The organism is Leptospira ainlahdjerensis (assembly GCF_016919175.1).
Taxonomy (GTDB): domain Bacteria; phylum Spirochaetota; class Leptospiria; order Leptospirales; family Leptospiraceae; genus Leptospira; species Leptospira ainlahdjerensis.
Window position 1 is genome coordinate 21,429 of sequence record NZ_JAFFPU010000031.1, and the last position, 10,946, is coordinate 32,374.

Here is a 10,946-nt window from a genome sequence, read left to right on the forward strand (position 1 = left end):
TGTTAAACCGAAGTAAAAAATTGAGGATGAGAGAGAATCGTTTTTTCCCAAGTTTGATTTTCTTCCTCGTTCCATCCTTCTCTAAAACGCGCGTGACTTCTTTCTCTTCTTCGCAACCATTCGTCTCCGAGAAGTTGTGAAATCTCCTCTTCGCTTTCGGGTCGTTTTGTGTAAGCGACCGTCGTTTCCGATTTGGGTCCGGTTCCCCTTCCCTTCCCTACCCAAAAACCAGCGTAGAGAAATGAAGAACGCACCGCCGTAGAAGCCGAATACGTGACGAGCATCGTATTTTTAGAATCGCCCCGTAAGAATCGAAAAAGTTCTTTTAGAAAATCTGCCTCCCAAAGTTTCGAATCCGTTTTGAAAGAGAACGGATCATAAAAGATCAAATCTGGAACTTTTTGAGTTTGATAGGTTTGTGCAAAGTCGCCAAAGACCAGATTCCAACTTAGATTTTTTTCAGGAGAGATCCAACTTTCTTTATCCAGAATCGCTCTTGGAGCCTTATGAAATAGATGAGGAAAACATCCGATATTTCTCATGGCGAGACGAAATGGATCCAAATCACATTCAAAACTGATCATATTCATAGCGGCGGGGGAATCTAATTCTTCCCAGCAACGGATCGCCGCCATTGAATTTGTTGCCGCGCCCAAACCAACATCCCAAATCACGAAGGTTTGAACGGACTCGGATGAATAAGGGGATTCGTTCCGCTTGGAAAGTTTTTCCGAAAGTTTTGACTGTTCGACATAAAGCAACTTAGCTTCTTGGGAAGGATTGTTCACCGAATGCATAGTTTCGCCGGAACTTCTCTGACGAACGCTCCAGTACCTTCCTTCTTTGTTTTCTCGAATCTCATAGTCTCCGAGGATTCTTTTTCTCTGAGCTTTTGGAGTTCTTTTTTTGTGTAAGGATGGATCTACGTTGTCGCTTCGAATCAGTTCTTCCTTTTTGTGTGAATAGTAAGAAGAAAAATTCCCTTCAAAGATATGAGCGCGCATTTCCGCCATGAGGCGATGGTAAAAATTCAGATTATGCATCGCAATCAGATGCCATCCTAAAATTTCACTCGTTTTGATCAGGTGATGAAGATAAGAACGGGAATAATTTCGACAACAAGGACAATCGCAGTTTTCATCAAGTTTAGAATCCTCGAACTTATAAATGGTTCTGTGGAGTTGTAATTTTCCAACGCTTGTATAAGCGACTCCGTGTTGAGCGAGTTCAGTCGGAATCGTACAATCAAACATATCCACACCTCTGTGAACCGCCTCTAAAAGATCGATAGGAGTTCCAACACCCATCAAATAACGAGGAAGATTTTTCGGAAGTAAAGATGCCGAGAGTTCGCAGAAATCGTTTCTTTCCTCTTTTGTTTCTCCGACTGCCAGACCTCCGATCGCAAAACCGTCAAAAGGTATCTGTGTCAGAATATTTGCGCTTTGTTTTCTAAGATCGGGAAAACAAGCGCCTTGAACAATTCCGAACAAAGACTGGGGAGAATCCCCTCTTGCGTCCAGACTACGTTTCGCCCAACGATGTGTGATCTCCATCGCGTCTTTTGCCTTCGTATAATCGGAAGTAGACGGAATACACTGATCTAAGACCATCATGATATCCGATCCGATCGCTTTCTGCATATCGATGCTGAGTTCGGGGGAAAGAAGAATCATCTTTCCGTCCACGTAACTTCGAAAAAGAGCTCCTTCTTCGGTCATCTTCCTGGAATTCGGAAGACTAAAAATCTGAAATCCTCCCGAATCGGTAAGCACCGGAGAATCCCAATTCATAAATTTATGGATTCCGCCGATTTTACGAAACACATCCGCACCCGGTCTTAGAAGAAGATGATATGTGTTCGCCAAAAGAACTCTCGAACCCATCGCCTTTAGAGAATCTACCGTCTGCGCTCTTACTGTGGCTTGGGTTCCAACGGGCATAAAGATAGGAGTTTGCACTTTCCCGTGTAAGGTAGTGAACGTCGCTGCGCGAGCATTGGAATGAGGAGCCTCGGCTTCGAGGAGGAAGTTTAATCGAGACATGTTAGGAGGAATTTTTTACCTTTTAGCACGAGACTAAATATATTTTTAGATCATCGTTTATGGGCGCTCCGCAGAGGAAAGGAGTTTACGGTCTCAGAAAACAAAGGATTAAAATTTTCTTTAGCGATTTTAGGCGATAAACCTTCTTTGTCCTTGTTCGATCGCTTTCCAAAGTGCGTTTGCAGAAAAGGGTTTTGTTCGTATCGAATCGGATCTTTCTAAGTCATACAAACTTTGCTTTATTCGAAACCTATATCACTGTTCGCATCGGTAATTTTCTTTTCGAATCTTAAAGCAAAGAATCTTAGATAAACTCCGTTTCCATCGACGATCGAAATATCCGAATCGATAGAACCAAAAGTATCACTTTCTACGAATGACTTCTTTTTTTAATTCTTCTTTCACCGCGTCGCGATTGCTACCGACTTTGTTTTTAAGCTCCAGTGTATAATGAATTTGGAATTTTGTCACCACGGGCTTTTCTTCCGAGTGTTCCATCGACCAACGTGTAACGTCGTTTTGTACGATTTTTGCGAGATCGTTGATTCTGGGAACTCTCGTATTAAAACGGATCGTCTCGAAGGCTCCGGTATTTCCGTTTAATACGACGATGATGATTCCGTCGTCGATAAAGTTGATCTTATTATAACGAACCAATTCTTCGCTGATGAGCGCGTCTCCTCCCTTGTCCACTTTTCGTTTGATGTGTTTGGAACCCCTAAGCTGACGAAGTTGATATCCGTCGCTAGAAATATGTACTCGAAAGTATTCCAGCGGATCCTTGGAAGGTTTGAGAAACGCGGGGTGATCTCCCGTATTCAAGGAAATTTCCTTTCCTTCCTCGTCCAAAACGACTTCGTTTTCTCCTGCCGGATTGGGAACCGGCTCGGTTTTAACCGATTCTCCATCGGGTGTTTTCGTATTTCCCGCCGAACAGGAAAGGATTCCGAGTCCGCTCCAAGTGATCCCTACGATCAGAATAATTTTTGTAAATGTGAACTTTGTTTTTATACCCGACATCGATTTTATTCTCCGAAACTAAATTCTATTCTAAAATAACTCATTCTCACTTTTGCATCCTCCGTTTATCCGGAATACCACATTACAATAAATGAATAAAGATGGTTGCCAGTCCTAAAAAACAAAAGAAACCGAATACGTCCGTAAACGTAGTCACAAAGATCGAAGAAGCGATGGCCGGATCGATTCCAAGCACCCGAAGGAGCAACGGAATGGAAGTGCCGATTACCGCGGCGATCAAAAGATTTGCCTGCAAGGCCATAAACATCACAGCGGACAACGCGAAATTTCCGGTGAAAAGATAGACGATCACACCGGCCATAATTCCCACCATAAACCCGTTAAAAAGTCCGACTAAACCTTCTTTTCGGATCGCCGACTTCCAGTTTTCGGTGGTCAGATCTCCCGTCGCTAAATTTCGAACGATCAGAGTGATCGACTGGGTTCCAGCGTTTCCACCCATTCCCGCGACGATCGGCATGAGGGAAGCGAGCAAGACGTATTTTTCGATCGTGTCGCCGAAAAAGGAAACCACGGAAGCCGCCAAAGAAGCGGTTCCAAGATTGATCGTAAGCCAGACGATCCTTCGCCTAACGGATGTTAAAACGGAAGAAGTCAACTTCTCCTCTTCGGAAACTCCCCCCAAACGGAGGATATCCTCCGAAGCCTCTTCGTGAACGATGTCCAAAATGTCGTCCACGGTGATTCTTCCCAAAATTCTTCCCAAATCATCCACGACCGCTGCGGAAACCAAATCATATTTTCGAAAAATTTTCGCGACTTCTTCCTGATCCGTATCGTAGTGAAGAGAGGTGAAACCGGTTTTCATCAAACGGCTTACCTTTGTATTGAGAGGAGCTAAGAATAAATTCTTCAGTTTAACATAACCTTTGAGAACGTTATTCTCATCGGTGAGATAGAGATGATAGATATCGTCTGTGTCTCTTGCGATCTTTCTGAGTTTGATGATCGCCTTTCTCACCGTATCGGTTTCTACGGCGGATGCGAATACAGTGTTCATCAGACGTCCGGCCGTATATTCTCGAAAGGTAAGTTGTTTTCGAACCTGAGAAGAATCTTCCTGATCGATGGAGTTTAGAATTTCCTCCGCCTTATCCTTCGGAAATTCGGAGATCAAATTGGAAAGTTCGTCAGTTTCTAAATTTTCAAGAATCGGAGAGATCTCCTTCATCTGAAACCGAGAGATCAGGTCTGCTTGAAATTCTTCGTCAAACTCCACCAAAATCGAACCCTGGAGTTCGGAGTCGCAACGTTTGAAAACGGAAAAAGCTTCGTCTTCTTCCAACTTCTCCAAAACTTCCGCAATGTCAGCCGGGTGATTGAGAGTGAGAAAACGATCTAAAAATGAAACATCGGCGGCTTTGATTTTTTCTTGGAAGAATTCAATCCATTCCATAGAAGACGGATTTGCTTTTTCCGAGAATAGACTCTGACCGGCTCCTTTTTCTTCCATAAATTCTCCCCGAGAAATGGTTTCAAAGAACAGGATTGAAAACTTTCCAGACCGATCAATGAATTTCCATCCGAACTTCAAAAAAGGAGTTTTTCATTTGACCCGATCGTAAACTGTTCCATCGTAGAAACACAGGGTGTCTTTACAATGAAATCGTTTTTGACCGAATCTTTCTTCTTATTCTTGGTTCTTCTTCTCTCCATCCGCCCTCTTTCCGCGGACACATTCTATTATCCCTGGGAATACAACAAGGTCTACAACGAGAAGATCGCCCTGGAAATCGAATTGGATTCCCTAAGAACCAGATACAGAAATGAAACCGAAAATTTTAAAAAAGAAAAACTGGATATAGAATCCAAAATTCGCTCGTTAGAAGAATTATTGGCGAGGGAGAAAGAATTCAGATCGAAGGACAACGACCTGAGCGAAGAGAAAATAAAGGCTCTTGAAAATCAGATCGCCGTTTTAAAAGCCAAGAGTACCAACAAAGAAAAGGAACTGATCGAAGAAAACGAAAGACAAGCCAAAAAGTTTCGGGAACTCCTGGAGAATCTAAAGGAAGAACTCGAAAAAGAAAGAGCCGCTTGTCAAAAAAAGACCGAAAGTCTACAGAAAGAATACGAAAAAAAGATCGGCGATCTCGAAGCAAGAATCCTTTCCTTAAACGATGAAATCTCCAAACTCAAAAATCTTTCGGAAAATCAAAAGAAAGAATTGGATCGACTTTCCGAACAAGCCAACGAATTGGAAAACAAACTGACTGATGAAATCAAAAAGGGTCAAATCCGTCTCAAACGATTCCACAATCGTCTCGTGATCAATATCGACGATAAAATCTCCTTTGATTCCGGATCGGCCGATCTCAAAAAAGCGATTCTTCCCGCTCTGGATAAGATCAAAGATATTCTTGTGAATTATCCGGGAAACCTGATCATCATCGAAGGACATACGGACAACGTTCCGATCCGAACCAAGAAGTTCGCGGACAACTGGCAGTTGTCCGGAGAAAGAGCCCTTTCGGTGCTGCATTACTTTTTAGAAAATAAAAACCTAGACGCGAGAAATCTATCTCTTGCGGGTTATGGAGAATTCCAACCGATCGTGTCTAACGATACTCCGGAAAACCGCGCTCTCAACCGAAGAGTCGATATCGTAGTTGTTCCTCGTTGATGGATGATTTTTTTCAACTCCACCACGTAGAAAGAAGCCAGGAAAAGGGTCTGAAACGATCCATTCTTTTGGCGATTTTTGTTTCTCTTACAATCTTTGTCGTTGAAGTCGTAGGAGGAATTCAGAGCGGAAGTATCGCGCTTCTTGCGGATGCAGGCCATATCATCACGGATGCGATCGCACTTTCTCTTTCGTTGATCGCGGTTTTACTCGCGTCGCAAAAGCCGAATTCTAAGTTTTCGTTCGGCTATTATCGAATCGAAATTTTAACTTCTCTCGTGAATTCGATTTTGATTTTTGGAATTTCTATTTATATCTTTTATGAGGCGATCGAACGATTTCAGAATCAAAAAGAAATCCTGAGTCTTCGAATGTTGATCTTTAGTTCGAGCGGAATCGTTTTGAATCTGATCAGCGCCTGGATTTTATTTCGTTTTAGCAAAGAGAACATCAATATCAAGTCCGCTTATATTCACGTTCTAAGCGACCTTCTCGCAACGGCCGGAGTTTTGTTCGGCGCGATTCTGATCTATTTTACGCAGTGGAATTGGATCGATCCTTTGATTTCCATTTTGATTTCCGTTCTGATCTTCCGTTCCGCTTGGGGAATATTCGGCGAAAGCCTTTCTGTTCTTTTGGAATCGTCTCCTCCTACATTCGATATTCCTCATATACTGGAACACCTTAGAAAGATTTCCGGAATCCAAAAAATTCTGGATTATCATTTCTGGGCGATTACAAGAGGAGTTCACGCTTGTACTCTGCGCCTTTCCGTAACGGATCTAAAAACTTCGGGGGAAATCGTTTTTCAAACGCAGCAAATCCTCAAATCCGAATTTGGAATTGATTTTGTGACGGTTCAGTGTGAAGAATCGGAACTTACAAAAAGAATCGGTGCATTAGAGGTTCGTGATTCTCACGGACCTCAGAAGGGACATCACGGACATCATCACCATCATCATTGAGTTTTTAAATTTTAGAAGGAATCTCGAAATTATTTCTAAATCCGAGCCGCAAGTGTGAAACTTCGCAGATTGTCCATAGAACTCAAAAAAAAGAAAACCGGTCCTCTGGAAAACCACAATCCATTGTGTGAGTTCCTACATACAAGATCCACTGACCTGGTTTTATGAATTTCAAATCACAGTCAATCTTTTCGATTTCGTTGGAGTTCCATCATTTATATTTTTGAAAAAGATCTCGATTCGTTTGAGAATCAATGTGCGGGGAGCGGCTTTGTGAAATTTTCTACTTCTAAAAATGGAATTCGAAATCTTTCCTGCCGAATACAAACGGCAAAAGAAGGTTTCAGAGAAAATCAAGTCGAACTTTAACGAAGAGCTCTGATCTTTTTCAAAATATTTTTTTGGTAAATCGGGGTTTTGCCCGGGTGAATGGAATAAAAAAGACCGATATCCGGAAACATCTTCGTCAATTCCACACTACTCACGCAGTCCGTAAACCAAGAATAAATGAGATCGAGGGACGTTTCGTAACCGTAAGGATGAACTTCCTCCATCCTAAAACTCGGGTCGTTGTCCTTTTTACGCGAGATCTCCAAAATTTTAGAATATAATAATTCTTGAATATCCAGAATTTTACCGGCGATCCTGGGATCGACGTTGTCTCGTTTTTCTCTGAGAAGAGTTTTTAAAATCAGATCGACATACCCGCAGAACAACGCAGAGGCGGAAAGCATTTCCGATAGATGAATTTCGGGCGCATATCCCTGATAGTTTAGAAAAATCAAATTCTCCGGAGGGAAGGATAAATTTTCACCCTTCAATCTGCAATGGGTCGCCTCTTTTGCGTATTCCAAATCGAAAAGTTCCACTTCCAAACCCGGTGTTTCTAAGGGAACGTAGATCACGTCGTAGGTGTCCTGAGGAGATTTAGCTACTACAAAAAATCCGCTGCAGTTCGCACCATTGGTCAAAAATGATTTTGTGAGGTTTAGAAGAATTCGATTTCCTTCGATCGTGTAAGAACTCGTGATGTTCGAAATTCTTCCCTTCCACCCGGATTCGCTCACACCCATAGAAATAATATTTTTCCCCGTTCCAACATCCTGAAGAAGAATTTTTACGATCTCGATTGTCCTTGCGCGATCGGGAAGCTTTTGTGTTTCGGTTTCGTTCGTGATTCCTTCGGAAACTAATTTTAGAATTTTTCCGGCTACGTTGGTCTGCGCCATGAGCGCGATTCCGATCCCGATTCCCCTGGGATAAGAACCGAGGGTGAAAATCTTTTTATGAAAGGTTTCAAAAGAACCGCCGAGGATCGCGTCGAAATATCCTTCTTCCACCAAATACGGAAGTGCGTTTCTAAAAACGCTACGATACTCTTCGGATGGAACGGAAGAGAGAAATTCTTTCAGATTCATAAAGACCTCAGCCGGTTTTCTTTTTATCGGATGCAAAGATTTTCTTAAGATACTGTCCGGTATAGGAATTTTTTACCTTCGCGACTTCCTTTGGAGTTCCTTCCGCGATGACAAGCCCCCCTCCGTCTCCGCCTTCGGGTCCCATATCGACCAACCAATCGGCTTGTTTGATTACGTCCAGATTGTGTTCGATCACGATCATGGAATTTCCTCGATCGACGAGCGTATGAAGTACTACGGAAAGATGTCTAACGTCTTCGAAATGAAGCCCCGTCGTAGGCTCGTCCAAAATATACAAAGTTTTCCCGGTGGGTCTTTTGGAAAGTTCAGTAGCGAGTTTGATCCTTTGCGCTTCTCCTCCGGAGAATGTGGTCGCAGGTTGTCCTAGGCGGATATAACCGAGCCCGACTTCCATAAGAGTTTCCAGTTTTCTTTTTACGATCGGAATGTTCTCGAAGAATTGATTTGCGTCTTCGATGGTCATCTCCAGAACGTCGAAAATATTCTTCCCTTTATAACGAACTTCTAATGTTTCTTGGTTGTATCGTTTCCCTTTACAGACTTCGCAGGTCACGTAAACATCGGGAAGGAAGTGCATCTCGATTTTAAGAATTCCGTCGCCTTCGCAGGTTTCACATCTTCCGCCGCTTACGTTGAAGCTGAATCTTCCCGGGCCGTAACCTCTTAGTTTTGCGTCCTCGAGGTTGGAAAACATTTCTCGGATCGGTGTAAAAAGACCCGTATAAGTCGCCGGATTGGAACGAGGTGTCCTTCCGATCGGAGATTGGTCGATGTTGATGATCTTATCGATCTGTTCAAAACCTTTGATCGTCTTATGTTTTCCCGCCAAGGTTTTCATCTTCATCACCTTATGGGCGGCCGCGTTATAGAGAATGTCGTTTATCAAAGTGGATTTTCCGGATCCAGAAACGCCGGTAACGACGACTAACTTTCCGAGAGGAATCGTTACGTCGATATTCTTGAGATTGTTTTCTTTGGCTCCTATGATCTGAAGTTGAAAGCCGTTTCCGTCTCTGAGTTTTTCAGGAATTGGAATCGTCATTCTTCCCGAAAGGTATTTTCCGGTGAGAGAATTTTTATCCTTAGCGACATGTTCCGGAGTTCCCGCACAAACGATCATTCCACCGTGGACTCCAGCGCCGGGCCCCATATCGATGAGCCAATCGGATTCTTCCATCGTTTCGTGGTCGTGTTCCACGACGAGAACCGTGTTTCCCAAATCTCTGAGATTTTTGAGAGTGGCGATGAGTTTTGTATTGTCCCTTTGGTGTAAACCGATCGAAGGTTCGTCGAGGATATAGAGAACTCCCATGAGCCTCGATCCAATCTGAGTCGCGAGACGAATCCTCTGCGCTTCCCCGCCGGACAAAGAACCGGCGCTTCTTTCGAGTGTAAGATATCCTACACCGACGTCGTTCAAAAAAGTCAGCCTCTGATGAATTTCCTTTAAGATCGGTTTGGCGATGATTTCTTCGGAACCGACAACCTTTAGATTCTCCACAAAATGAAGGGCCCTTTCGATGGAAAAGGAAGTAAACTCGTCCACGGGAACGTTATGCACCTTTACCGAAAGACTTTCTCTTTTGAGACGTTTTCCCTTGCAGGTGGGACAAGGATGATTGGTCATATAGGATTCGAACCACTGACGCATCGAATCCGACTTTGTTTCCTTGTATCTCCTCTGAAGATTCGGAATCACACCCTCGTATTCTTTCGTAAATTCGTAGTGCGAGTTCGCGCCTCGAAAATCATATTCAATTTTTATTCTTTTATCTCCCTGAAGAATGGTCTGTCTCGTTTTTTCGGGAAGATCCTTCCATGGAGTGTTCATTTTAAATTTTAAAGAATCGGATAAGGACTTGAGAGTCGCCATAAACCAAAAGCCGTTGCTTTTAGAGCCGGCCCAGGCTTCGATACAACCGTCGACGAGGGAAAGTTCCGGATCGTTTACGAGAAGATCTTCATCAAATTCCAATAAACTTCCCAGACCGTCGCAGGTCTCGCAGGCGCCATAAGGAGAATTGAAGGAAAACATTCTAGGAGTGAGTTCGGTAAAACCGATATCGTGTCCGTTCGGACAGGCCATCTTCTGAGAAAGAACGTGGTCCTTGGTTCCGTCGTCTAAGATCACGATTCCTTCTGATTGTTTGAGAGCGGTTTCTACGGAATCGGCAAGTCTGCTTCGGATTCCGTCTTTCATCACGATCCGATCCACGACGATTTCGACGGAAGTTTTAAAATTCTTCTTTAGGACGATCTCTTCGTCCAAGGTTCGGATTTCTCCGTTGATTCTCACCCGATTGAATCCGTCCTTACGAATCTTTTCTAAAACGTCCTTGTGTTCTCCTTTTTTTCCGGAGACAAGAGGCGCCAAGATCTGAAGTTTACTTCCTTGGGGAAACGCAAGAACCCTAGCCGTGATCTGATCGATCGACATGGATTGGATCGGAGTTCCGCATTCGGGACAATGAGGTTTTCCGACTCGAGCGTAGAGCAAACGGAGATAATCATAAATTTCTGTTACAGTTCCTACAGTGGACCTTGGATTTCTGTGAGTTGTCTTTTGTTCGATCGAGATCGCGGGAGAAAGACCTTCGATGAGGTCCAGATCCGGCTTTTCCATCTGACCCAAGAACTGTCTTGCATACGCGGATAAACTTTCCACGTATCTTCTCTGGCCTTCCGCGTAGATCGTATCAAATGCAAGAGAGGATTTTCCCGAACCGGATAAACCCGTGATGACTACGAGTTTGTCTCTGGGAATGTCCACGTTGATATTTTTAAGGTTATGCTCTCTCGCTCCCCGAATCCGAATTTCCTGCAATGAATTACC

At 43.5% G+C, this 10,946-nt stretch carries 7 protein-coding genes; 2 read left to right on the top strand and 5 right to left on the bottom strand.

What is annotated here, in order from left to right; genetic code table 11:
- Positions 1 to 2 precede the first annotated feature (2 nt).
- The 3 genes from tgt to mgtE all read right to left on the bottom strand — a co-directional run bounded on the left by tgt (position 3) and on the right by mgtE (position 4,539).
- Positions 3 to 2,045, bottom strand: a complete 2,043-nt coding sequence (tgt, locus tag JWG45_RS08435; RefSeq protein ID WP_205279325.1) for a tRNA guanosine(34) transglycosylase Tgt — start codon at positions 2,043 to 2,045, stop codon at positions 3 to 5.
- 363 nt (positions 2,046 to 2,408) lie between these two features.
- Positions 2,409 to 3,065 (bottom strand): LA_2219 family laminin/E-cadherin/plasminogen-binding protein, encoded by a 657-nt coding sequence (locus JWG45_RS08440; RefSeq protein WP_205279326.1) that lies wholly within the window; start codon positions 3,063 to 3,065, stop codon positions 2,409 to 2,411.
- An 82-nt stretch (positions 3,066 to 3,147) separates the two neighbouring features.
- Positions 3,148 to 4,539, bottom strand: coding sequence for a magnesium transporter (gene mgtE / locus JWG45_RS08445; RefSeq protein WP_205279327.1), 1,392 nt, complete (start codon positions 4,537 to 4,539; stop codon positions 3,148 to 3,150).
- Positions 4,540 to 4,686: 147 nt separating this feature from the next.
- Here mgtE and JWG45_RS08450 point away from each other — a divergent pair, with 147 nt between their 5' ends.
- Positions 4,687 to 5,709: an OmpA family protein gene (locus tag JWG45_RS08450; protein WP_205279328.1), complete on the top strand. Its 1,023-nt coding sequence runs from the start codon at positions 4,687 to 4,689 to the stop codon at positions 5,707 to 5,709.
- Positions 5,709 to 6,674 carry a cation diffusion facilitator family transporter gene (locus tag JWG45_RS08455; RefSeq protein ID WP_205279329.1) on the top strand — a complete coding sequence of 322 codons (966 nt, stop codon included), beginning with the start codon at positions 5,709 to 5,711 and terminating at the stop codon, positions 6,672 to 6,674. Before JWG45_RS08450 ends, JWG45_RS08455 begins: the two co-directional genes overlap by 1 nt.
- A 365-nt stretch (positions 6,675 to 7,039) precedes the next feature.
- Here the strand turns inward: JWG45_RS08455 and JWG45_RS08460 are convergent, their stop codons facing one another.
- Positions 7,040 to 8,092: an acyl-CoA dehydrogenase family protein gene (locus tag JWG45_RS08460; RefSeq protein ID WP_205279330.1), complete on the bottom strand. Its 1,053-nt coding sequence runs from the start codon at positions 8,090 to 8,092 to the stop codon at positions 7,040 to 7,042.
- Positions 8,093 to 8,099: 7 nt separating this feature from the next.
- A complete protein-coding gene (gene uvrA / locus JWG45_RS08465; RefSeq protein ID WP_205279331.1) occupies positions 8,100 to 10,937 on the bottom strand; it encodes an excinuclease ABC subunit UvrA in 2,838 nt (945 codons plus the stop codon).
- Positions 10,938 to 10,946: the final 9 nt, after the last annotated feature.

What these genes read in the sequence shown, in the direction of transcription:
- JWG45_RS08460 (WP_205279330.1), bottom strand. Translation starts at nt 8,092, where the DNA reads ATGAATCTGAAAGAATTTCTCTCTTCCGTTCCATCCGAAGAGTATCGT.
- mgtE (WP_205279327.1), bottom strand. Translation starts at nt 4,539, where the DNA reads ATGGAAGAAAAAGGAGCCGGTCAGAGTCTATTCTCGGAAAAAGCAAAT.
- JWG45_RS08455 (WP_205279329.1), top strand. Translation starts at nt 5,709, where the DNA reads ATGGATGATTTTTTTCAACTCCACCACGTAGAAAGAAGCCAGGAAAAG.
- JWG45_RS08450 (WP_205279328.1), top strand. Translation starts at nt 4,687, where the DNA reads ATGAAATCGTTTTTGACCGAATCTTTCTTCTTATTCTTGGTTCTTCTT.
- tgt (WP_205279325.1), bottom strand. Translation starts at nt 2,045, where the DNA reads ATGTCTCGATTAAACTTCCTCCTCGAAGCCGAGGCTCCTCATTCCAAT.
- JWG45_RS08440 (WP_205279326.1), bottom strand. Translation starts at nt 3,065, where the DNA reads ATGTCGGGTATAAAAACAAAGTTCACATTTACAAAAATTATTCTGATC.